Raw genomic sequence first — 21,275 nt, forward strand, 5'->3', positions numbered from 1 at the left:
ATCTGGCATGTATCTGGCATCTTGCGGCCGGCATCGGTGGCACCCCGAGTGGGCTGGAGACTGGAGACCGGAAACGCCGCTACCGGCGGGCCTGCGCTGCCGGCTGACCCATGGGCGGCCGTTCGGCCGCCGTCGACCGCTTGGCAAGTGCCTGGTCACGTACGCAGGTTGGCCAGTAGCTCGTCAGCGGCAGGGTAGGGGCGCTCCTGGGGCAGCAGCCGGGCCGCGGAGTCCAGGTCGCCGCCACTGACGAGCGCGTGGATCTCGTGGGCGAGCGGAGTCACGTCGCTGATACCGACCGTCCACTCGTCCGCGTAACGCCGCACGGCCTCACCGCAGAGCCCGAGTTGGAGCGAACGGTACGCCAGGGGCCGCAGGTGCAGATCACGCTCGGGGTCCCACTGGACGCGGGCCGGGGCCTGCTTGACCTGTCGCTGCCAGGTGGCACGGTCGGCGTGCACTCCACGTACGTAACTCGACAGGCACGCGTGCCGCAGCGCCCACTCGAAGCCGTCGCGGGTGATCTCGACCGCCAGAACGGTCTCCTGATCCGCCTTTGCGCCCCAGCCGCAGCGGTACATCATCCACAGGAACGACGGCTTGATCCACGTCATCCGATCCCGTTTCCACACCGGAGGGAAACGCCCCTCCCGGGCAGCGGGTTGGCCGATGTGCGGGGAGTACGCCTGGTAGACGGTGACCGTGGATGCTGTGTGGACCGCCCGGATTCTGCGGTGGGGTTCTTCCATGGCCTACAGCGTGGGGTCGGCTGGTGCGGAAGGCCAACGGTTTTCGACCGCCGGTCCCTTGGGGGAGAGCCGGTCGCAGTGTGGCCTGAGCTACTGGTGCGACCGGCCGCCTGAAGGCGCGGGGCGCGTCGCCGGCTTGAGGGCGCAACCTCGGTTCAGCGACGTGGGATTACGAGCCGAGCCGCCAGTCCGTCCTTCCCCACGGCCCAACAGCGCGCATCGGCCGAGCAGTTGATACCCAGCAGGAGGGTGCGGTCGAAGCGGGACCAGGTTCGGCCGCCGTCGGTTGTGACGTCGCTTCCGTCCGGACCGACCGCGATCGCGGTGTTCCTGTGGCCGGGTATCCACGTGACGCCGTTCTTGAACCCGGTGGGAGTGCCGCCGAGCGCCCACGAGGCGCCGCCGTCGGACGTACGGGCGACCGCACCCACGTCGATGTTGTTGCGGGGGTCGAAGTTGCCACCCGCGGCCAGGCCGTCCCTGAGGTTCCGGAAGGACAGGGAGGCGATGTTTGTCGCAGCGCCGGGTAGGGGCGTTTTGGAGGCCGTCCAGGTCCTGCCGCCGTCGCGAGTATGGAACACATGCGGATTGTCGCCGCCACCGCTCACGCCGGTCGTCCCGAACCAGGCGTCATGTCGGCCCCTAGTGACCAGACACGTGCCCGTCGCCAGGGCGCCCGTGCCAGGCGCGGTGTCGGGCATCCCGCCCGCCGGCGCCGGGTGCCAACTGCGACCGCCGTCAACCGTTTCCAGCAGGGGAACTTGGTGCCTATGGCATCGCCCACGGCCAGACCGCGACGGTGGTCGAAGAAGGCCATGCAGGAGAAGAACGCCTCCGGATCCGCGGCACGGAACACCTGCCGCCAGGTGGCCCCGCCGTCAGCCGTGCGGTAGATGCGTACGGGTTCTCCCGTGGCTTGGTTGTTCAGCGCCAGCACAAGCGCGTGGTCGCGGTCGATTGCCTCGACGTCGCGGAACTCCTCGATCTCTCCCCCTGGAGGAGTCTCGTGGCGGTCTGAACGAAGCGCCACGAGGGCGACGTCGCCGGGTGGCCTGTCACTGGAGGGGTACTGGTCCTGCCGAGTCGAGGTCGCTGCTGCTCGCGAGTGTGTGGATCCCGCTGCGAGGGGATGGCATCCTTCCTCCGCGGGTGTCTGCCGGTCGCTCTCAAGGAGGAGTGGTCGCACGGCACGTACGCCTGGCACGACTTGGCCGAACTCGCGAAAGGAGACCGGCAGAGTGGAGTTCGCCTTCGCGGGCCGGGTGATGGAATGGCGCGGGCCGTCGCCGTACTACTTCGTTCCTGTGCCGGATGAGGAGTCCGCCGACATCCGCGAGGTGGCCGCGATGGCTTCGTACGGCTGGGGCGTGATTCCTGTTGAGGCACGGATCGGTGAAGTCGTCTTCGGTACGTCGCTCTTCCCCAAGGACGGCCACTACCTGCTGCCGCTCAAGGCCGCTGTCCGCAAGGGGCAGGGCATCTCGGCAGGGGACCACGTTGCCGTGGAGATCTCGGTCCGCCTCTAGCCCCGAACGCCGAGCCTGAAGACTGACGGCGCGGCACCGTCGAAGGCAGCCGCACTGTCCGGACCCCGGACCGCCCCGAACCATCCCGGACCGTCCGGTCCCCCGGATCGCCACCCCGGAAAGCCGCTTGCCATTCTCCGGACGCGCGGCGAAGCATGATCACCACCGTTGACCTCGTACACGTGCCATGCGCACAATCTGCGGGCCCGCGAAGGCCGTTGGCGAACGGGGAGGCCCATCATGTGTGGAGATCGCGGGCACCGCGAGACCATCGCTGCGATCGCGCGAAATCCCGCCGCGCCTGCCGACGTCCTGACCCGGCTCCTGTCCGAGGAGGCCGACGCGGCCCGGAACGCGTTCGCCTGGCGCGCTCTGCCAGACGAGGTGGTCGACGCCATCGTCGCGCACCCCGACCGAAGGCTGCGGGCCCTGCTCACCGAGAACATCTCGGTACCGGCGGAACAGCGCGCCAGACTCGTGGACGATCCCGATCCACGCGTCCGTCTCTGTCTGGCCGTCGGACCCAACTGGTTCCGAGTCCCCACGCCGCCGCTGCCCCTGTCCACCCAGCAGCGCCTGCTCGCCGATCCGGATCCGAAGGTCCGCCGAAACGCGGCCTTCTGCCGCGACACGGCTCCGAGCCTGGTCGCAGGGCTCGCCGACCACCAGGACGCGGACTTTCGACGGGCGGCCTGCCGCGAGTGGGCCCTGCTGTCCGAGGGCACCCGAAGCCGTCTGCTCCACGACGCCGATGACACCGTCCGCCGGGCGGCCATGATCGAGGCCTGCCGCGAGGACGCGGCCTGCACGGATTTTCTTCTCGACGTGGGAATCGAGAGCCTCGACAGGTGGGAGGTGATCCGTTACGGCGCCATGAGCGCAGCGACCGCCGAACAACTCGCAGCAAGCACCAACGAGTGGGACAAGCAGGAGCTGGCGGCCAACCTCAATGTCCCCATCGACATCGTCCGGTCGTTGGCGAACGACGACGCGCACGGCGTACGGCTGGCGGTGTCGGTACGCCCCGAACTGACGGAGACCGAACGCGCCGCCATCGACGTCACCATCAGCTCGTCCGACCGGCTCGACCCCGTCGAATGGGTTCGCCTCTGCACCGATCCCGATGTCCTGCGCCAATGCGCCAACTCGGCCAACACCCTCCTACGGCGCAGCGCCACCTACAGCCCGCGCCTGCCTGCCGACGCCATCGACCTGCTCTCCAAGGACGACGACCACCCCGTACGACTCCTGCTGTGCGAGAACCAACCGACCGTCGACGGCGAAGTGGTGCTGCAGACCTATCTGGACTGCAAGGTCATCACCAGGGGCGCCCTGCAAGCCCACCGGAACTTTCCGCGCGCGGGCAACGCGCAACGTTTCGCCGACGACCCGGATCCGGAGAAACGACGGCTGGTGGGGCTGGACCTGGAAGCGCCCGTCGACGCACTGGTCCGGCTGCTCGCCGACCCCGACCGTCTTGTACGCGCCATGGCAGCCGCGCACCCCGCCCTCCCGGTCGATCTCATCCTCGAAAGCTGCGAGAACCCGGACACCTCCACCGACGCCCTAACCAACCCGAGCCTTCCTGCGAAAGCCATGCACGGATACCTGGACGAGGCGGGCGTCCCTCGCTGAAGCAAACAGACCGGCAGTAACGATGCCGCGTGCCCCACCCCCGGCCGTGGCGGCCGGTTGGACGGGCGCGGAATCGCCCGGAACCCTCGTGCGTTGAGGACAGTGGGTAAGGGATGCCGGTGGTGTGCGAGCCGATGACCCCGAGTGACCGAGCTGACAGATACAGACATTGGAAGGGGCCGTGATGGCTGCGCAGACGCAGAGGGCCGTACTGGCGGGCGGATGCTTCTGGGGGATGGAGGAGCTGATCCGCCGGCTTCCGGGCGTGACGGGGACCCGGGTCGGATACACCGGCGGTGACGTGCCGAACGCGACGTACCGTAACCACGGCACGCACGCGGAGGCCATCGAGATCGTCTTCGACCCCGAGAAGACAGACTTCCGCGCGCTCCTGGAGTTCTTCTTCCAGATCCACGACCCGAGCACCAAGAACCGCCAGGGCAACGACATCGGCCTAAGCTACCGCTCGGCGATCTACTACGTGGACGACGAGCAGAAGCGGATCGCCGAGGACACCATCGCGGACGTGGACGCCTCCGGACTGTGGCCCGGCAAGGTCGTCACCGAGGTGGAGCCGGTCGGCCCCTTCTGGGAGGCCGAGCCCGAGCACCAGGACTACCTGCAGCGTTACCCGGACGGCTACACCTGCCACTTCCCGCGCCCCGGATGGCGCCTGCCCGCCCGCACGGAGGGCTGACCGCGAGGCGGCCCGGCTGGGAAGGCTGAGGTCCTGACGGGCCCAGGCTTCCCAGCCGGGCCGCGCTTGCGTTCGCGGGGCCGGAGCACCCCGCTTGCGATCCGGCACCCTTCACCCGCCCACCACCTGGCCGGCGGGTCGTCGGGCCGCCTCGGTCGTTCCACCGGTCACCGCCCCGACCGGCGGTCCGCACTCAGTGCGGCAACGTAGCCGGGCTCCCCCCGTTCGCCTCGTACCCGCCCACCGCCAGTGCCCGGTACACCGCGTAGTCCGCGGCCGGGTCGGACGTCAGGGTCCAGGGGAGGGCCCCCACGTGGCCGTCGACGTGGATCAGCTGGGTCATCGCCTCCGACCAGCGTTCGCTGCGGACCAGGAAGAAGACCAGCAGGTGGCGGACGTGGGCGAGCATCGGGTCGTCGGGGCGGGCCGAGTGGACCGCGTAGAGGGCGCCGTGGACCGCCTTCGTCACGACCTCGCTCTGGTAGAAGCTGCTGACCAGGTTCACCTCGGGGAGGTGCTCGAAGACGGCGAAGAGGGGCATCGCGGCCAGGAGGGAGCCCTTGGGAGCCCGGGCAGCCGCCGCCTCCGCGAAGGAGTACGCCACCTCGCGCGAGCCGTGCCACTTCTCGCACCAGTAGTGCAGCGCCGCCAGATGGGCCCCCATGTGCGCGGGCGCGCGGTCCAGGATCTTCAGCCAGACCTTCTCGAACTCCGCCTGGGGATAGGCGAGTCCACGGCCCACGGAGAGCTCTATGACGTACGGGATCGGGTCGCCCGGAGACAGCAGCGCGGCCTCACCGCAGGCCGCCCTCGCCTCCTCCATGATGATCCGGAACTCGTCCGTCCCCGGCGACGACGTACGCCACGCCTGTTGCACCAGGAACTCCGCGTGCACCGCGGCGCCGCCCGCGTCCTTGGGATTCTCGGCCCGCCACACCCGCAGCCACTGCCCGCCGGGGGAGTCGCTCACCCCGCCGGGGCGCTGCTGCAGCTCCAGCGACGCGGCGCCCGCGAAGGCCTGCACGCGCTGCCAGCGCCGCTCGCCCTCGATCTCGGTGCCGGCCAGGAGCTGCGACGCCGCCCGGTAGTCCTGGGTGCGCTGCACCAGGTCCAGGACCTCCAGCAGGTCCTGGTCGGGGCCGGGCATGCGGATGTCCAGCTCCTCCTGGCGAAGGAAGCCGTAGTTCGCCGGGTCGGCCGCGTCCGGGTCGCCCGGGGCGACCTGCTGGATACCACCACCGGCACGCCTGCGCAGAAGGGTCGGCCAGAGGATGAGGCTCACCATGAGCATCGCCATCAGGACCCAGAGAATCTCCATGCCTCAAGCGAACCAGACTCGTCCGACAATTGGCGAACCTGGTCACCGCTCCTGTGGAAAACGGTCGGCACCTCCTGTGGAAAACCGCCGGACACGGCCCCGCCTCGGCCCCACCCCGGCTTCCCCCGGCCGCCGCCTGGCTCGCGACTGACCCACGCCAGACCCGCGTCGGACCCGCCACTAGACCCGCGTATGCCCCGCGTCAGACCCGCGCCCACCCACTGGCCCCCCACTGCCCCGGCCTACCGCCCCGGCCCACAGCCGGGCCCCCTGCCGTCACTTTCCCCGCGAGCGCATTACCCTCGGTGCCCATGAGCGACAGGCACATCAGCCAGCACTTCGAAACCGTGGCGATCCACGCGGGCAACACCGCCGATCCCCTCACCGGCGCGGTCGTCCCGCCGATCTACCAGGTTTCGACCTACAAGCAGGACGGCGTCGGAGGTCTGCGCGGCGGCTACGAGTACAGCCGCAGCGCCAACCCCACCAGGACCGCCCTGGAGGAGAACCTCGCCGCCCTGGAGGGCGGTCGCCGCGGGCTCGCGTTCGCGTCCGGACTGGCGGCCGAGGACTGCCTGTTGCGTACGCTGCTCAGCCCGGGCGACCACGTGGTCATCCCCAATGACGCGTACGGCGGTACGTTCCGCCTCTTCGCGAAGGTCGTCTCCCGGTGGGGCGTGGAGTGGTCGGTCGCCGACACCAGCGACCCCGCGGCCGTACGGGCCGCCATCACCCCGAAGACCAAGGCCGTCTGGGTCGAGACCCCCTCCAACCCCCTTCTCGGCATCACCGACATCGCCGCGCTCTCGCAGGTCGCGCGCGAGGCCGGCGCGAAGCTGGTCGTCGACAACACCTTCGCCAGCCCTTACCTCCAGCAGCCGCTCGCGCTCGGCGCGGACGTCGTCGTGCACTCGCTGACCAAGTACATGGGCGGCCACTCGGACGTCGTCGGCGGCGCGCTCGTGGTCGCCGACCAGGCTCTCGGCGAGGAGCTCGCCTACCACCAGAACGCGATGGGCGCGGTCGCCGGGCCCATGGACGCCTGGCTGGTGCTGCGCGGCATCAAGACGCTCGCCGTCCGCATGGACCGGCACAGCGAGAACGCCACGCAGGTCGCGGAGATGCTCACCCGGCACGCGCGCGTGACGCGCGTTCTGTACCCGGGCCTCCCGGAGCACCCCGGTCACGAGATCGCCGCCAAGCAGATGAAGTCGTTCGGCGGCATGGTCTCCTTCCAGGTCGAGGGCGGCGAGGAGGCGGCCGTCGAGGTCTGCAACCGCGCCAAGGTGTTCACGCTGGGCGAGTCCCTGGGCGGCGTCGAGTCCCTGATCGAGCACCCGGGGCGCATGACGCACGCGTCCGTGGCCGGCTCCCTCCTGGAGGTCCCCGCCGACCTCGTACGCCTCTCCGTAGGCATCGAGAACATCGACGACCTCCTCCAGGACCTCAAGCAGGCCCTGGGCTAGTCACCGACGGGCTCACCGGCCGGGCGAACAGGTCACCCGACAACAGGTCACCCGGCAACGGGTCACCCGGTCGACGGGCCCACCGGCCGCTGGTGGGCTCACCAGCCGGTCAGCGGTGGAGTCGTCTCCGACGGCGGCTCCACCCACGGCTGGACCAGCGACGCCCACACCACGAAGGCCACGGCCGCCGCGAACAGCAGCAGCCAGAACAGCCGCCGCGCCGCCCTCCTGCGGCGCAGCATCCGGCCGCCCCGGCGCAGAGCCTCCCCGTACAGATCGGGTGGTACGGGCGGCTGCGGCTCCTCCAGGATCCGGCGGACGTCCGCCTCCCTGCGGCTCATCGAGCTCATGACGGGGCCACCTTCGCGATCACCGGAGCGGTCTCCCTCGGCGGATGCAGCAGCGTCGCCATGGCCCGCGCGCAGATGGCCCGTACGCGCTCCGTGGGCAGCCCCAGCAGCGCCGCGGCCTGCTCCTCGGCGACGCCCTCGTACATGCGCAGCACGAGGATCAGCCGCTCCTGGGGCGTGAGGCAGTGCAGGACGCTGTCGGGATTCCGGTGACTCCGGGGGTGTGTCCAGCCCAGGCCGCCGTACTGATGCCACGCCCCGCGCGCGAAGCGCACGGCGAGCTGCTGCCGGGTCCGGTCGTACGGGTCCTCGCCGCGCAGCCGGTCCCAGGAGGCGTATGTATGGGCGAGGGCGGCCGTGAGCAGGCGCCGCGCGCGTGGGTTGTCGTCCGGGGGCTCCGCCGTGAGCAGTGTGGCGGCATGCAGCAGCCGCCCTGCCGCGCCCGCGACGAACGCCTCGAACTCCCGGGCCCGGCGGGCGTTCTGGGACGCCTGCCGCTCTCGCACCGCGCCTCCCGGCTGGGGGAAACCGGGCCCTGGAGACGTACGCCGAGGACAGCCGCGTACGACAGGACCCGGTCTCATATGAGGCCAGGCGCGGGTCCCCGGTCAAGAGGCCGGGGCCGATGCGGTGCGCGCGGGGTGTTTCAGGAGGGCTCCGGTGCCTCCGCGGAGGGGGATGCGGCCATGCGGGCGGAGAGCGCGAGGTTGAACCGGGTGAGCAGCGTGCAGAAGGCCTCGCGCTCCTCCGGGGCCCACTCCTGGGTCAGCTCCGCCATCAACTGGCGCCTCGAGGACCGCACTTCCTCCAGGCGGGAGAGCCCGCGCGGCGACAGCTGGAGCACCACGGCACGTCCGTCCTCCGGGTGGGAGGTGCGCTTGACGAGCCCGGTGTCGACGAGCGGGGCGACCTGCCGGGTGACCGTCGACGAGTCGATGCCCATGCTCGCGGCGAGTGCCTTGACGCCCATCGGCCCCTCCTTGTCGAGGCGGTTGAGCAGCAGGTATGCGGCACGGTCCATGGAGTTGCGCACCTGGCCGACCCCGCCGAGCCGGGTCTGTTCGGCACGGCGGGCGAACACCGCCACCTCGTGCTGCAGCGATTCGAGAAGACCGGTGTCACCGACGGTCGTCATGTCCATCGACATTTCAGGTGTTGTGGGCATGGCCGGAGGCTCTATTCATGCGTGGGGCTGGGTTGGGGGACAGAGTACGCGGACGGGGGGCGGGCCGTACCTGCGCTGAGCAAACCGGTCTCGGACGTTGGTCACAGCCGGTGTGGCGCCACGTGAACTGCGAGACTGGTGGTCATGAGCTACCGCACGGCTGACTCCTTGCCGCTGGTGACCCTCGACGATGTACGCGGCGCCCAGAAGATGCTCGCGGGCGTGGCGCGGATGACCGCCATGGAGGGCAGCAGGTACCTGTCCCGGCTGGTGGGCGCGCCGGTCCACTTCAAATGCGAGAACCTCCAGCGGACGGGTTCGTTCAAGCTGCGCGGCGCGTACGTGCGGATCGCCGGGCTGAGCCCCGAGGAGCGGGCCGCCGGCGTGGTCGCGGCGAGCGCGGGGAACCACGCGCAGGGCGTCGCCCTCGCCTCCTCCCTCCTGGGTGTGCGCTCCACGGTGTTCATGCCCAAGGGCGCCCCGCTGCCGAAGGTCGCGGCGACCCGGCACTACGGCGCCGAGGTGCGCGCCCACGGCACGGTGGTCGACGAGACGCTGGCCGCCGCGCAGGAGTACGCGGCCGAGACGGGCGCCGTCTTCATCCACCCCTTCGACCACCCCGACATCATCGCCGGGCAGGGCACGGTCGGCCTGGAGATCCTGGAGCAGTGCCCCGAGGTGCGCACGATCGTCGTCGGGATCGGCGGCGGCGGTCTCGCCGCGGGCATCGCGGTCGCCGTGAAGGCGCTGCGGCCGGACGTACGGATCGTGGGCGTGCAGGCGGCGGGCGCCGCCGCGTACCCGCCCTCGCTGGCGGCCGGCCGGCCGCTGTCCATCGAGAACCCCGCGACGATGGCCGACGGCATCAAGGTCGGGCGGCCGGGAGACGTGCCGTTCGGGATCATCGGCGACCTGGTGGACGAGGTCCGTACGGTCTCCGAGAACGATCTGTCCAGTGCGCTGCTGCTCTGCCTGGAGCGGGCCAAGCTGGTCGTCGAGCCGGCCGGCGCGAGTCCCGTGGCGGCGCTGCTGAGCGAGCCGGGGGCCTTCGAGGGCCCGGTCGTGGCGCTGCTGTCCGGCGGGAACGTGGACCCGCTGCTGATGCAGCGCATCCTGCGCCACGGCATGGCGGCGGGCGGCCGCTACCTGGCGGTCACGCTGCGGCTGACGGACCGTCCCGGTGCTCTGGCCACACTTCTCGGGGTGTTGTCAGTGGTGGACGCTAACGTCCTCGATGTGAGTCACGTACGGACCGATCCACGGCTCGGGCTCACGGAGGTGGAGGTCGAGCTGCACCTGGAGACCAAGGGACCGGAGCACTGTGCCGAGGTGAACTCCGCGCTGCGGAAGGCGGGTTACACGGTCATCGACTGAGGTCGTCACTCGGTCGTCGGCTGAGGTCGGTTCGGCTGTCGCCCCGGTTGGAAAATTCCGTTGAGAAACGCGATACATCGCGTTATGGTGTGTCTCTGGTCACAGGTCCGCCTCGTCGCCGATCCGCTCGTCGGACGGGGCAAACCTGAGAAAAATAGCCTCTCTTCTGCGCAATCCCCAACCACTTTTCGGAGACTCATATGCCAGGCGCCATCTACGCCGAAGGCCTGGTGAAGACCTTCGGCGACGTAAGGGCTCTGGACGGCGTCGACCTCGATGTCCCGGAGGGCACCGTTCTCGGCCTGCTCGGGCCGAACGGCGCGGGAAAGACCACCACGGTCCGCTGCCTCACCACCCTGCTCCGGCCCGACAGCGGCAAGGCCGTCGTCGCGGGCATCGACGTGCTGAAGCAGCCGAACGAGGTGCGGCGCTCGATCGGCCTGTCCGGCCAGTTCGCCGCGGTCGACGAATACCTGACGGGCCGCGAGAACCTCCACATGGTCGGCCAGCTCTACCAGATGCGGTCGAAGCAGGCCAAGGTCCGCGCGGTCGAGCTGCTCGAGCAGTTCCACCTCACGGACGCCGCCGACCGCCCCGCCAAGACGTACTCCGGCGGTATGCGCCGCCGGCTCGACCTCGCGGCGGCGCTCGTCGTCTCGCCGCCGGTCATGTTCATGGACGAGCCGACGACCGGCCTCGACCCGCGCAACCGCCAGCAGTTGTGGGAGGTCATCAAGGACCTGGTCTCGGGCGGTACGACACTGCTGCTCACCACCCAGTACCTCGAAGAGGCCGACCACCTCGCGCACGAGATCGCCGTGGTCGACCAGGGCCGCGTCATCGCCCGGGGAACCGCCGACCAGCTCAAGGCCCGCACCGGCGGCGAGCGCGTCGAGGTCGTCGTGCACGAGCGCGAGCACATCGAGACGGCGTCCGAGGTGCTGCGCGGCTTCGGCAAGGGCGACACCACCGTCGAGCAGCACACCCGCAAGCTGACCGTCCCCGTCACCGGTGGCGCGAAGCTCCTCGCGGAGGTCATCCGTGAGCTGGACACCCGTGGTATCGAGATCGACGACATCGGTCTGCGCCGCCCCACCCTCGACGACGTCTTCCTCTCGCTGACCGGGCACCACGCCGAGGCGGAGGAGCAGGAGAACGGCACGGACGAGGACGCCAAGGGCCGCAAGGGCAAGAAGGACAACAAGGAGGCCGCCAAGTGAGCGCCGTCACCGACGCCGTGCGGACCGCTGCCCCGGGAGGCTCGTTCGGCCAGTCCGTCCGGGACTCCCTGGTCGTGGCCAAGCGGAACCTGATTCGGATGACCCGAATTCCCGAAATGATCCTGTTTGGCCTGATCCAGCCAGTGATGTTCGTGGTGCTGTTCACGTACGTCTTCGGCGGCTCGATGCAGATCGGCGACACCACCAATCCGGACGTCTACAAGAACTTCCTGATGGCCGGCATCTTCGCGCAGACCGTCACCTTCGCCACCGCGGGCGCCGGGGCGGGCATCGCGGACGACATGCACAAGGGCCTCATCGACCGGTTCCGCTCGCTGCCCATGGCGCGCGGTGCGGTGCTGACCGGCCGTACCGTCGCGGACCTCGTCCAGACGGCCCTGACGCTGCTCGTCCTCGCGATGGTCGCGCTGCTCGTCGGCTGGCGTCCCGGCTCCATGGAGCCGACCAACTTCGGGAAGATCATGGGCGGTTTCGGCCTGCTCCTGCTGCTCGGGTACGCGTTCACCTGGATCGGCGCGCTGATCGGGCTGTCCGTGCGCACCCCGGAGGCGGCGACCTCGGGTGGTCTGATCTGGCTCTTTCCGGTGACGTTCCTGTCCAACGCGTTCGTGGACTCCAGCAAGATGACGCCCTGGCTGCGCCACATCGCCGACTGGAACCCGTTCAGCGCGACCGTTCAGGCCTGCCGCAAGCTCTTCGGCGACCCAGGCCTGTCCACGTCCGGCGCCTGGCCCATGCAGCACCCGGTCTGGGCCTCGCTCATCTACTCGATCCTGATCGTCGTCATCTTCCGGACGCTGGCGGTACGGAAGTACCGCTCGGCGTCTGCCTGAGACGCGGCGCGCCCGCCCGGAACATGAACATGGTGAAGCCCCCGGACCAATGGGCACCGGGGGCTCACCAGGGGCGACGCGCTGGACGGGTCGCGAGGCGCGGGCAGCGCGCGACGCGACGCGGGAGGAACTACGCGGCGTACGGCTTGGCCTCCAGGATCTTCACCGAGGCCAGCTTGCCGTTCGGCAGTTCGTACTCGGCGTCCTGGCCGATCTTCTTGCCGTTCACGCCGGAGCCCAGCGGGGACTGCGGCGAGTACGTCTCGATGTCCGTGCTCGCGTACTCACGCGAGGCGAGCAGGAACGTGAGCGTGTCGTCCTTGTCGCCGTCGAAGGCGATGGTCACGACCATGCCGGGCGCGACCGCGCCGTCGGCCGCCGGGGCCTCGCCCACCTTGGCGTTCTCCAGGAGCTGGGTCAGCTGGCGCACACGGAGCTCCTGCTTGCCCTGCTCCTCCTTGGCCGCGTGGTACCCGCCGTTCTCGCGCAGATCGCCCTCCTCGCGCGCAGCCGCGATCTTGGCGGCGATCTCCGTGCGCGCAGGACCAGACAGGTGATCCAGCTCGGCCTTGAGCTGGTTGTACGCCTCCTGGGTCAGCCAGGTGACGTTCTCGCTGGTCTGGGTCACAGGTGCTCCTCGTAGGTACTGGGAATACAAAGCATCGCCCTACCCAGAAGAATGTTCCTTCACGGGTGGGCGAAACCACGAGCCTAACAATTCACGGCCCAAAGGGGGAGGACATAAGCCATCAGTAATACGTCAACGCAGGTCAGCGGCTAGTTGTCCAGGGTGACATCCGTCAGCCGCGGGACGGGACTCAGTCCGTGTGGCAGCCGAGGAGCTCCGCGGTCGTGCCGGGGGCCGTGGTGCGCAGGGTGACGACCTTGTCGATGCGGCTGGAGTCCTGGTCGAAGCGGAAGTCCGCGCGGCCCACCTCGGCGCCGCTCTCGGCCTGCGAGCGGATCGTGCAGTAGCCGCTCGCGTCCGCGTCCTTGCGGACCTCCAGGTGCACCTTCACCGAGGTGTCCGAGAGGTCGTAGGTGATGATCTCGGCGCTGATCTTGTTGCCGCCGACGTAGTAGTACGCGAAATAGCCGACCAGGGCGAGCAGGGCCGCCCCCAGCACCGCACCGATGATCCTGAGCCTGCGGTCGGCGCGTCCGTCCGTCGAGCGGCCGTACCGGCCCTCGGGCAGCTGCACCGTACTCATGATCGTCCTCTCCGGGGCGAGCGGGCGGGGTTCGGGGCCCGGAATTATTCGCCCCCCGATTCGGTCACTATAGAAGCGCCGATCGCGCCGTTTCACACAGGGGCGCCGACTTACGAGGATTGAGTCTTGACTGACCAGCTGCGACTGATGGCCGTCCACGCCCACCCCGACGACGAGTCGTCGAAGGGCGCGGCCACCATGGCGAAGTACGTGTCCGAGGGGGTGGACGTGCTGGTCGTGACCTGCACGGGCGGGGAGCGCGGCTCCATCCTCAATCCGAAGCTTCAGGGGGACAAGTACGTCGAGGAGCACATCCACGAGGTACGCAAGAAGGAGATGGACGAGGCCCGCGAGATCCTCGGCGTCAAGCAGGAGTGGCTCGGTTTCGTGGACTCGGGCCTGCCCGAGGGCGACCCGCTGCCGCCGCTGCCCGAGGGCTGCTTCGCCCTGGAGGACGTCGACAAGGCGGCCGGTGAGCTGGTCCGCAAGATCCGCGCCTTCCGTCCGCAGGTGATCACCACCTACGACGAGAACGGCGGGTATCCGCACCCGGACCACATCATGACCCACAAGATCTCGATGGTGGCGTTCGAGGGCGCGGCCGACACCGAGAAGTACCCGGAGTCGGAGTTCGGCCCGGCCTTCCAGCCGCAGAAGCTCTACTACAACCAGGGCTTCAACCGCCCGCGCACCGAGGCGCTGCACAACGCGATGCTGGAGCGCGGCCTGGAGTCGCCGTACGGGGACTGGCTCAAGCGCTGGGACGAGTTCGAGCGCACCGAGCGGATCCTGACGACGCACGTCCCGTGCGCCGACTTCTACGAGATCCGCGACAAGGCCCTCATCGCCCACGCCACGCAGATCGACCCCGATGGCGGCTGGTTCCGGATCCCGATGGACCTCCAGCGCAAGGTCTGGCCGACCGAGGAGTACGAGCTGGCGAAGTCCCTCGTCGATACCTCCCTCCCCGAGGACGACCTCTTCGCGGGCATCCGCGACAATGCCTGACATGAGCGCAAGCCTGGCACTGACACACCTCGTCCCCCTCGCCAAGGAGGTCGACGAGAACAAGGTCACCCCCGGTGTCCTCGGCTTCATCGTCTTCGCGGTGATGGCCCTGGCCGTGTGGGGGCTGATGAAGTCCATGAACCGGCAGCTGGGAAGGGTCGACTTCACGGAGGAGACCGACCCGAAGGCGACCACCCCCGAGCCGGAACCGGCCGGTCCGGCCGGCTCCGGGGGGAAGACCTCGCCCGCCAAGGGCTGAGGGTCCTGGGTGGTTGAGTCGACAGCATGACTCCATGACACCCATTGGGTATCATGGAGTCATGCTGTATGTGACTCCTGCCCTCACGCCGAAGGACCGGCAGGTTCTCGACGAGGTGGACGCGCTGCGCGAGGGACTGCGGCTCCAGGTGCGGCAGTCCCCGGCCAAGTGGACCGAAGGGCTGCGCAGGACCCTGACGGCCCAGGCCATCGCCGGGTCCAACACCATCGAGGGCTACAAGGTCGACTCCACCGACGTCGAGGATCTGATCGACGGAGAGGAGGAAGTCGCCACCTCGGCGGAGAACAAGGCGGAGACGCTCGCCTACCAGCACGCCATGACGTACATCCAGTCGCTCCATGACGCCCCCGACTTCGCCTACTCCAAGTCTCTGCTCAACGGCCTGCACTGGATGCTGCAGGGCCATCACCACCCGGCGCGGCTCGCCGGCCAGTGGCGCAGGCGCGGAGTCTGGATCAACGAACCGGGTGACCCGGAGTCCGCCGCGTACGTCGCACCGGACGCTGAAGCCCTCCCCGGACTCATGGAAGAGCTGGTGAACTGGCTCAACGAGGGTGACCGCGACACTCATGTCCTGGTTCGGGCGGCCATGGCGCACTTCAATCTGGTCAAGATCCACCCGTGGTCCGACGGAAACGGTCGGATGTCACGTTCGCTGCAGACGCTGCTGATCGCCCGGGGCGGCGTACTGGCTCCGGAGTTCTCCTCCATCGAGGCGTGGCTGGGCAAGCCGGGCAACACCTGGGAGTACTACAAGGTCCTGAAGCGGGTCGGCGGTCCCGACTGGAGCCCCGAGGCGGACGCCTCGCCCTGGATGCGCTTCAACCTCCTTGCCTACCACCAGCAGTCCCAGTCGGTGAAGCACCGCATCGACCGGTCCAACCGTGCATGGATCGACCTCGCCGACCACGCCGAGCGCAATGGAATCGACGAACGTCAGGTCACCGCCCTTCACGACGCGGCCCTGGCCGGGCGCGTACGTCGGGCCCGCTATCAGCGTGCCGAGAACCTCAGCAACCAGCAGGCCGTTCGGGACATCCGGGCGTTGTCCGAGGCGGGACTCCTGGAATCCGTCGGCAACACCAAGGCCCGCTACTACGTGCCGGGCCCTGACTTCCCCGCCGACGTACTGGAGCGCGTCCGGCAGCCGATCCGCCTTGTGGACCCCTACGACGACTGACACCTCTCAGCGGGAGTGATCCGCCAGCGAGAGGAGCAGGTGCGCCGACTCGGGGCGCAGATGGTCGGAGTGGGCGCCCGCGGGGCCGTTCCCCCGTGTGAAGACGTCGCTCGCGTCGACGCTGACGAAGCGGTGATCGAGAGTGTCGCGACCGTACGCCTTGTCGGCCGGAAGCATCCGGATCGACGAGACGGGTGCGGGCGCCGTCCCGATTCCCGCATACCCGATGCCGGCCAGTTTCTCGGCACGTAGGTGCCAGAAGCCGGTGGCACGGTCGTGCTGGGAGTACGTGGCCACCACCGGGCCCCGCAACGGTGCCTCGGCGAGCGCGGTGAAGGTCGTGGCGAAGGCGTCGCGCGGGGCCGCCATCTGCAACAGCAGCATCGAGTCGACCGTGAAGGGCCGGCCCGGCGGCTCCGGGGCGCTCCAGCCCAGGGTGACCGGGGCGTCCGCGGCCCACTGCACCGCCTCGCACAGGAAACGGCATCCGAAGGAGTGGCCGACGAGGTGCAGGTACTGACCCTCGCGGTTGGCGAGGGCCGGTGCGGCTGACGGGTCCCCGCGGTGGGCGTCCAGGTAGCCCAGCAACCGGCCGATGACGCGGGCCGCGTGACCGTTGCCCGTACTCATGGCGTGTGCCCGGTCGCGGATGCGCCGGTACCCGCCCAGGGACGGCAGCGAGCGGGAGGGCCAGCGGACGAGGACCGTCCAGGGTCTCCAGGGGCGGAGGCCGGGGTACAGCCCGTCGTGGGAGTACGTGTGGCTGCGGTCGTACTGGGCGGCGGTCAGGTCCAGGAGCCGGGTGACCGCCCTGAGCGCGGACTCCGGCCCGGTCTGCCAGCCGTGGACGTAGACCACAAGGTCCGTGGCCCAGTCCGGCGGGCACAGTTCCTCGGCGAAATGGTCGTCCAGACGGTCAGCGGGGACAGGGCGCGGGCCGGTCGGTGTGTTCTCCATCAGCCAGCCGTCGGTGTCCAGATCCACCGTGTGCACGGGATGCGCCGCGTACGTCGGACCGCTCATACGGCGATCTCCCGGCCGCTCTCGGCGGCCTTCTCCGCGGCCCGCTCCAGGCGGGTGTCCATGCCGCAGTGCAGCGCGTACGCGAAGCCCAGCGGGTTGAGCAGTTTGTCTGCGAAGTGGCGGGCCACCGCGTGGGCGATCTCCCCGGCTGTTTCCGTGCCGCGCAGATAACGGGTCAGGAACTCCAGCGCGTACTCCGCCGCGAAGCGCTGCGGCATCTCGATCTGCGGGCCGAGAACGCCGCGCGCGCCCGCGTGGATCAGGGCACGGCCCAGGAACGCCAGGTCGCCGCCGCCCTCGGGCACTCCCGCGTGGCAGGCGTTGAGCAGGACGAACGGCTGGAACGGGCTGTCCTCGCCGAAGCGTCGTCGGCGTTCGCGCACGGTCTGGGCATCGATGGCGGTCTGGTCGCTCAACTTCACGGCCAGGCAGGCCGGTTGGGAGCCGTTGGGTACGAAGTGGCCGTGGCACCAGAAGTACATCAGGTGCTCGTCCAGGCCGTGATCCGCGAGCGCCCGCACCAGTTCGGCACGCGTGGTGCGCTCCACGAAACGCGTGTTCCTGGCGAGAACGGTGGCGACTTCTGCGGCCTTGGTACGGCCCTGGCGGTCGACCCGTGTGTCGTGGTTGAGGCTGACGGAGGGCACGGCGGGGGGCTCGTGGCGGCCGGCCAACCAGGGGTAGGCGCCGCCGGTCTGCTCGATCTGGTGGCGGTGGCCGAGGAAGTGGGCGAGGAGCGCGGCCGGGTCCTCGTCGTCCTGGTCCGGCGGCGCCTCTTCCTCCGGCCGGAGGCACACCATCGGCCACGGTATGTACAGCTCCGAGTCGAAGCGGACACGCAGGCCCTCGCGAGCGGAGAGCGCCTCGGCCAGGTACGTACGGAAACGGCGGACGCGTGGGTCGGTGCCGCCCAGCAGCGTTTCGAACAACAGCTCCGAGCCCGAGAGCGTCAGTTCTTCGAGGATGGCGTGGAGTTCGGCGGGTGGGCGCGTGCCCAGGTCCACGAGGGCGGCGTAGGGCTGCTCGGGGGTGTCGGGTGCGGGGCGGCCGTCGTCCGTCAACGGGCGGAAGTCGACCAGGAGTTCCTTCCAGAGTCTGCACAGGCGAGCCGCGGCCGTTCGCACCTCGGTGGGGCGCGCGGTCAGGTCTGCGCGGTGTTCGGTGCCGTAGAGGGACGGTACGGCGGGCCCGTACAGCCGTGCCCTGATGCGGTCACCGGCCAGGATGTCGAGGCAGACCGTGATGTCCGGGCCCCGGGTGAGCTCGTCGGGCAGGGTGGTGAAGCCCTGGCTCGGATCCTGGACTACGCGGACCCGGAGTTCCGTGGCCATGCCGGTCACCGCCCCCGCAAGGAGGTCGCGTGCGGTGCCGCGAGGTCGGCCGGGTGGTCGGTGTCGAGGATTTCCAGCTCCGTTTCGACCTGCTGGAGGACGGTGCCGGTGCGTTCCAGGGCGATGGTGAAGCGGATGACGTGGATGCCGGACCGGTGGGCCGTGAGGGCGAACTCGGCGCCGTGGACCTCGTGCGGGGACGCGCGCAGAAGGGCGGTGGGCGGTTCGACGGAGGCGGGGGTCAGGGGGAGAGCCACCACGGTCAGCCACGGGCGGTCGTCGTGGGAAGAGGCCCACGGGTGGCCCGCTTCCGGGGTGACGCGCAGGAGGATCCGGGCGGTGGCGTGGGTGGCGGGCGAGTCGTCGAGGAGCGTCAGCCTGGTGCGACAGCGTGGAGCGGTGGGCGACGGCGTGCCGGTGGTCAGGTACTTGGCGAGAGGTTTGTGCCCGCGGGGATCGGAGACGGCCACGGTGTCGCGGGCGTAGAAGGGGATGGCAGGGCGGGAACCCTCGGACGTGGTGCGCCAGAACGTCCTGATGTCCTCGACGAGTCGCTCCCGGCCGTGGATGACCTGGGAGAGATTCCGCGTCAGGTCGGCCAGCGTGGTGACCTTGTCGGGCAACAGGCGTCGGGCACGGACCGCTTGGGCCCAGGCGAGGCCGCCCTGGTCGTCCAGGGTGGTGAAGAGGGTTTTGGCGAGGGCCCGATCGGGCTCATCCCGAGACGGCCTGGTCCGCAGGGCGCATTCGAGCAGGGACCACGCCTGGCCGAGATCGCAGCCGAGCTCGGTGAACTCGGCCGCTGTGGACCGTAGCTCGGGCACCTGCCATTGGTCCGGTGTGAGAAGAGCCAGCCGGTGGCGGGTCCACGCCGCTCCCAGTTGGTCGTCGCAGGTCCGGAAGTGGTCCGCGGAGGCCAGCAGAGCCACCCGGGCGTCCGCGGTGTGGCCCAGCCGTGCGTGCCCCAGGCCCAGGAGGTGGCACGTCCACCCCATACCGCGGACGTCCTCGGCCTGTTCGTGCGCGGTGAGCGCCCGCTGGGCGGCGATGAGGGCCGCCTCGGCCTCACCGCGCAGGAGGAGCAGCCGGATCCGCTCGGTGGCCGCCCAGTTCAGCCCACGTATGTCGCCCGAGGTGCGCAGCGCCTGAGTGGCCTGCCCCAGCAGATGGTCCGCCTTGCTCACGTGGCTCATCAGCAGGGAGGCACGGGCGTGGTGCAGGAGTGCCCAGCCGCGGCCACGGACGCAACTGGTCAGTCGATACGTCTCCGCGGCCTCTTCGAGTTCCGTTTCGGCTGCCAGCGGCCTGCCCTGGTCGCACAGCGTCGCACCGCGGATCATGGACAGCCAGGCGGAGTCGGCCGCATGTGTCTCCGGTGCGCTGTCCAACTTCTCCAGGGTGCGGTCCAGCTCGCCCGAGCGGTACAAGGCGTCCGCCTGCCCCAGGACGGCCTGTTGAGGGGTCTCCTCGACCTGTCCGCTCCGGAACGTCTGTGGCGTACCGAGAGCGCGGTACAGCAGACTCAGACGGCGCCGCGTGAGATCCCCCGACGCCCGATGGAGCGCCACGAGGCGGTGGGCGTCTCCGCGGACGGCGAGCAGAGTGGCGAGCGCGTCGGCGAGGTCATGGCGGTTGCCCAGAAGGTAACGGTGCCGATCGAGCAGACCCATGAACTCGTCGACGTGCTCCGCGAGTTCGCCAGGCGTGAATCTGGTCTCCCAATGGCCGCCCGGCACCTCCCTGCCGTCCAGCAGGCGTGCCACACCGAGAGCGCTGTGCGTGGCCGCCTTCTCCACGGCCGCCTGCACGCGGGCGGTGAGCAGAGCCCCGTCGGTCTGCGGCATACGCAGGAGCGCGGCGGCCGCCACCGGTGACGGCAGTACCAGGTGTCCGTCTCGCGGCTCCAGCAGAAGCTCGTACGACCGGAGGCTGCTCAGAATGTGCGGTACGTCCGACGGATCGGCGTCCTCGGGGAGGAGCGCCTCGACCGTGAGAGCGGTGAACGGTGCGCTGCCCTCCTCCTGCGCCGCGAGCCGCAGCAGCATGTCCGCCACGGCGGGGTCGAGCAGGTCCGCCGCGAGCGTGAGCAACTCGCCCGGCCCTTTGACCGGGACCGGCGTTGTTCCTTCCAGCCCGGCGAGCACGGCGCCGGCGACTCGTGACCAGAGCGGCAACCCCCGTGCTGCCGAGACCAGCCTGCGGTGCTCGGGGTTCGGGCTGAAGCCGGCCCACCGCGCGGCCGCGACGCCCTGGGCCAGCTGCACGGAGTCGCGAGCACTCAGCGGCCGTACTCTGTGCAGATACACCCCCAGGTCGGCCCACCGGGCCTTCTGGCGCGAGGTGATGATCACCAGGTTGGTGCCCTGGTGGAGCACTTCGAGGAGTTCGGCGCCCAGTGTGGGGTGCACTCCGTCCAGGACCAGCACCGAACCCTGGATGTGCTCCTGGCACTGGTCCCGCAGCTCACGGGCGAACTCTCGCTCGTCTCCGGTCCGGTCGGCCGTCAGGGCTGCCTCGACAACCGGCCGTCGGGGGGCCCGGTGCTCGGCGAGGAGCCGAAGCAGCGTCGGCTCCGCTCGCGCCCGGTCGCCCAGCGACAGCCAGTGCGCGTGACGAAGACCGAGCCGTTCCACCAGCGCGGCCGCCAGTGCCGACTTCCCGACACCGGCCGGTCCGTGCAGGACCACCGCCTTCGGGTTCTCGTCGCTCGTCCCGGGCTCCGACCACCGGTTCAGCCGCGCGGCGAGCGCGTCGACCTCCAGGTCCCGCCCCACGAACGGCACCGGTACCCCCGGCGGCGGCGTGGGCCCGCGCAGCACGTCCTCCATCGATGCCCCCCCAACACCCTTACGTTCCCAGGAAGTCGAGCCTCCATCCACGCGAACGGA

General features: G+C 69.9%; 22 protein-coding genes. 10 read left to right on the forward strand and 12 right to left on the reverse strand.

Annotated elements, in window-relative coordinates:
- Positions 1–155: 155 nt before the first annotated feature.
- The 3 genes from ACN20J_RS31065 to ACN20J_RS31075 all read right to left on the reverse strand — a co-directional run bounded on the left by ACN20J_RS31065 (position 156) and on the right by ACN20J_RS31075 (position 1,779).
- On the reverse strand, positions 156–749 hold the full coding sequence (locus ACN20J_RS31065; protein WP_419667300.1) for a DUF4291 domain-containing protein: 594 nt from the start codon (positions 747–749) through the stop codon (positions 156–158).
- Between the two features lie 155 nt (positions 750–904).
- Positions 905–1,330, reverse strand: a complete 426-nt coding sequence (locus ACN20J_RS31070) for a WD40/YVTN/BNR-like repeat-containing protein (protein WP_419667301.1) — start codon at positions 1,328–1,330, stop codon at positions 905–907.
- A gap of 23 nt (positions 1,331–1,353) precedes the next feature.
- Positions 1,354–1,779, reverse strand: coding sequence for a hypothetical protein (locus ACN20J_RS31075; protein ID WP_419667302.1), 426 nt, complete (start codon positions 1,777–1,779; stop codon positions 1,354–1,356).
- Positions 1,780–1,987: 208 nt separating this feature from the next.
- Here ACN20J_RS31075 and ACN20J_RS31080 point away from each other — a divergent pair, with 208 nt between their 5' ends.
- The 3 genes from ACN20J_RS31080 (at position 1,988) to msrA (ending at position 4,607) form a co-directional block, all read left to right on the forward strand.
- Entirely contained in the window at positions 1,988–2,275 is a 288-nt protein-coding gene (locus tag ACN20J_RS31080) for a DUF1905 domain-containing protein (RefSeq protein WP_362000828.1), read from the forward strand.
- 240 nt (positions 2,276–2,515) lie between these two features.
- Positions 2,516–3,910, forward strand: a complete 1,395-nt coding sequence (locus tag ACN20J_RS31085; protein WP_419667303.1) for a hypothetical protein — start codon at positions 2,516–2,518, stop codon at positions 3,908–3,910.
- Between the two features lie 184 nt (positions 3,911–4,094).
- Positions 4,095–4,607 carry a peptide-methionine (S)-S-oxide reductase MsrA gene (msrA, locus tag ACN20J_RS31090; protein WP_189837356.1) on the forward strand — a complete coding sequence of 171 codons (513 nt, stop codon included), beginning with the start codon at positions 4,095–4,097 and terminating at the stop codon, positions 4,605–4,607.
- 193 nt (positions 4,608–4,800) lie between these two features.
- Here msrA and ACN20J_RS31095 read toward each other — a convergent pair whose 3' ends face one another.
- A complete protein-coding gene (locus tag ACN20J_RS31095) occupies positions 4,801–5,925 on the reverse strand; it encodes a hypothetical protein (RefSeq protein ID WP_419667304.1) in 1,125 nt (374 codons plus the stop codon).
- Positions 5,926–6,236: 311 nt separating this feature from the next.
- Here ACN20J_RS31095 and ACN20J_RS31100 point away from each other — a divergent pair, with 311 nt between their 5' ends.
- Positions 6,237–7,391 (forward strand): cystathionine gamma-synthase, encoded by a 1,155-nt coding sequence (locus ACN20J_RS31100; RefSeq protein WP_055614169.1) that lies wholly within the window; start codon positions 6,237–6,239, stop codon positions 7,389–7,391.
- A gap of 98 nt (positions 7,392–7,489) precedes the next feature.
- On the opposite strand, the gene ACN20J_RS31105 is transcribed toward ACN20J_RS31100, so the two are convergent.
- The 3 genes from ACN20J_RS31105 to ACN20J_RS31115 all read right to left on the reverse strand — a co-directional run bounded on the left by ACN20J_RS31105 (position 7,490) and on the right by ACN20J_RS31115 (position 8,888).
- Positions 7,490–7,732, reverse strand: a complete 243-nt coding sequence (locus ACN20J_RS31105) for a hypothetical protein (protein WP_362000875.1) — start codon at positions 7,730–7,732, stop codon at positions 7,490–7,492.
- A gap of 5 nt (positions 7,733–7,737) precedes the next feature.
- Positions 7,738–8,247 carry a sigma factor-like helix-turn-helix DNA-binding protein gene (locus ACN20J_RS31110; protein ID WP_246575252.1) on the reverse strand — a complete coding sequence of 170 codons (510 nt, stop codon included), beginning with the start codon at positions 8,245–8,247 and terminating at the stop codon, positions 7,738–7,740.
- 140 nt (positions 8,248–8,387) lie between these two features.
- Positions 8,388–8,888 carry a MarR family winged helix-turn-helix transcriptional regulator gene (locus tag ACN20J_RS31115; RefSeq protein WP_189838420.1) on the reverse strand — a complete coding sequence of 167 codons (501 nt, stop codon included), beginning with the start codon at positions 8,886–8,888 and terminating at the stop codon, positions 8,388–8,390.
- A gap of 162 nt (positions 8,889–9,050) precedes the next feature.
- Here ACN20J_RS31115 and ilvA point away from each other — a divergent pair, with 162 nt between their 5' ends.
- From ilvA to ACN20J_RS31130, 3 genes are all read left to right on the forward strand, one after another.
- On the forward strand, positions 9,051–10,280 hold the full coding sequence (ilvA, locus tag ACN20J_RS31120; RefSeq protein ID WP_190229637.1) for a threonine ammonia-lyase: 1,230 nt from the start codon (positions 9,051–9,053) through the stop codon (positions 10,278–10,280).
- 200 nt (positions 10,281–10,480) lie between these two features.
- On the forward strand, positions 10,481–11,500 hold the full coding sequence (locus ACN20J_RS31125) for an ATP-binding cassette domain-containing protein (RefSeq protein ID WP_190229638.1): 1,020 nt from the start codon (positions 10,481–10,483) through the stop codon (positions 11,498–11,500).
- Positions 11,497–12,354, forward strand: a complete 858-nt coding sequence (locus ACN20J_RS31130) for an ABC transporter permease (protein WP_190229639.1) — start codon at positions 11,497–11,499, stop codon at positions 12,352–12,354. The genes ACN20J_RS31125 and ACN20J_RS31130 overlap by 4 nt, the downstream gene beginning before the upstream one ends.
- A gap of 130 nt (positions 12,355–12,484) precedes the next feature.
- On the opposite strand, the gene greA is transcribed toward ACN20J_RS31130, so the two are convergent.
- Both greA and ACN20J_RS31140 read right to left on the reverse strand, forming a co-directional pair.
- Positions 12,485–12,982 carry a transcription elongation factor GreA gene (gene greA, locus ACN20J_RS31135; protein ID WP_055614165.1) on the reverse strand — a complete coding sequence of 166 codons (498 nt, stop codon included), beginning with the start codon at positions 12,980–12,982 and terminating at the stop codon, positions 12,485–12,487.
- Positions 12,983–13,172: 190 nt separating this feature from the next.
- Complete coding sequence (locus tag ACN20J_RS31140) at positions 13,173–13,565, reverse strand: DUF4307 domain-containing protein (protein ID WP_419667305.1); 393 nt, start codon at positions 13,563–13,565, stop codon at positions 13,173–13,175.
- Between the two features lie 126 nt (positions 13,566–13,691).
- Here ACN20J_RS31140 and mca point away from each other — a divergent pair, with 126 nt between their 5' ends.
- The 3 genes from mca to ACN20J_RS31155 all read left to right on the forward strand — a co-directional run bounded on the left by mca (position 13,692) and on the right by ACN20J_RS31155 (position 16,033).
- Positions 13,692–14,573, forward strand: a complete 882-nt coding sequence (gene mca / locus ACN20J_RS31145) for a mycothiol conjugate amidase Mca (protein ID WP_079053195.1) — start codon at positions 13,692–13,694, stop codon at positions 14,571–14,573.
- Positions 14,566–14,832, forward strand: a complete 267-nt coding sequence (locus ACN20J_RS31150) for a hypothetical protein (RefSeq protein ID WP_189837361.1) — start codon at positions 14,566–14,568, stop codon at positions 14,830–14,832. Before mca ends, ACN20J_RS31150 begins: the two co-directional genes overlap by 8 nt.
- A 61-nt stretch (positions 14,833–14,893) precedes the next feature.
- The gene (locus ACN20J_RS31155; protein WP_190229640.1) at positions 14,894–16,033 is read left to right on the forward strand and encodes a Fic family protein; all 1,140 of its coding nucleotides are present in this window, start codon (positions 14,894–14,896) and stop codon (positions 16,031–16,033) included.
- 6 nt (positions 16,034–16,039) lie between these two features.
- Here ACN20J_RS31155 and ACN20J_RS31160 read toward each other — a convergent pair whose 3' ends face one another.
- The 3 genes from ACN20J_RS31160 to ACN20J_RS31170 are packed head-to-tail and all read right to left on the reverse strand — an operon-like array spanning position 16,040 to position 21,215.
- Complete coding sequence (locus ACN20J_RS31160) at positions 16,040–17,056, reverse strand: hypothetical protein (RefSeq protein WP_190229641.1); 1,017 nt, start codon at positions 17,054–17,056, stop codon at positions 16,040–16,042.
- The gene (locus ACN20J_RS31165) at positions 17,053–18,387 is read right to left on the reverse strand and encodes a CHAT domain-containing protein (RefSeq protein WP_190229642.1); all 1,335 of its coding nucleotides are present in this window, start codon (positions 18,385–18,387) and stop codon (positions 17,053–17,055) included. Before ACN20J_RS31165 ends, ACN20J_RS31160 begins: the two co-directional genes overlap by 4 nt.
- Before the next feature lie 5 nt (positions 18,388–18,392).
- The gene (locus tag ACN20J_RS31170; RefSeq protein WP_190229643.1) at positions 18,393–21,215 is read right to left on the reverse strand and encodes an ATP-binding protein; all 2,823 of its coding nucleotides are present in this window, start codon (positions 21,213–21,215) and stop codon (positions 18,393–18,395) included.
- Positions 21,216–21,275: the final 60 nt, after the last annotated feature.

The organism is Streptomyces sp. 2-1 (genome assembly GCF_048564895.1).
Classification (GTDB): domain Bacteria; phylum Actinomycetota; class Actinomycetes; order Streptomycetales; family Streptomycetaceae; genus Streptomyces; species Streptomyces phaeochromogenes.

Coding starts and splice junctions, on each gene's coding strand:
- ACN20J_RS31160 (WP_190229641.1), bottom strand. CDS start 17,056: ATGAGCGGTCCGACGTACGCGGCGCATCCCGTGCACACGGTGGATCTG.
- ACN20J_RS31170 (WP_190229643.1), bottom strand. CDS start 21,215: ATGGAGGACGTGCTGCGCGGGCCCACGCCGCCGCCGGGGGTACCGGTG.
- ACN20J_RS31065 (WP_419667300.1), bottom strand. CDS start 749: ATGGAAGAACCCCACCGCAGAATCCGGGCGGTCCACACAGCATCCACG.
- ACN20J_RS31140 (WP_419667305.1), bottom strand. CDS start 13,565: ATGAGTACGGTGCAGCTGCCCGAGGGCCGGTACGGCCGCTCGACGGAC.
- ACN20J_RS31115 (WP_189838420.1), bottom strand. CDS start 8,888: ATGTCGATGGACATGACGACCGTCGGTGACACCGGTCTTCTCGAATCG.
- ACN20J_RS31095 (WP_419667304.1), bottom strand. CDS start 5,925: ATGGAGATTCTCTGGGTCCTGATGGCGATGCTCATGGTGAGCCTCATC.
- ACN20J_RS31085 (WP_419667303.1), top strand. CDS start 2,516: ATGTGTGGAGATCGCGGGCACCGCGAGACCATCGCTGCGATCGCGCGA.
- ACN20J_RS31100 (WP_055614169.1), top strand. CDS start 6,237: ATGAGCGACAGGCACATCAGCCAGCACTTCGAAACCGTGGCGATCCAC.
- msrA (WP_189837356.1), top strand. CDS start 4,095: ATGGCTGCGCAGACGCAGAGGGCCGTACTGGCGGGCGGATGCTTCTGG.
- ACN20J_RS31125 (WP_190229638.1), top strand. CDS start 10,481: ATGCCAGGCGCCATCTACGCCGAAGGCCTGGTGAAGACCTTCGGCGAC.
- ACN20J_RS31150 (WP_189837361.1), top strand. CDS start 14,566: ATGCCTGACATGAGCGCAAGCCTGGCACTGACACACCTCGTCCCCCTC.
- ACN20J_RS31105 (WP_362000875.1), bottom strand. CDS start 7,732: ATGAGCCGCAGGGAGGCGGACGTCCGCCGGATCCTGGAGGAGCCGCAG.
- ACN20J_RS31165 (WP_190229642.1), bottom strand. CDS start 18,387: ATGGCCACGGAACTCCGGGTCCGCGTAGTCCAGGATCCGAGCCAGGGC.
- ilvA (WP_190229637.1), top strand. CDS start 9,051: ATGAGCTACCGCACGGCTGACTCCTTGCCGCTGGTGACCCTCGACGAT.
- ACN20J_RS31155 (WP_190229640.1), top strand. CDS start 14,894: ATGCTGTATGTGACTCCTGCCCTCACGCCGAAGGACCGGCAGGTTCTC.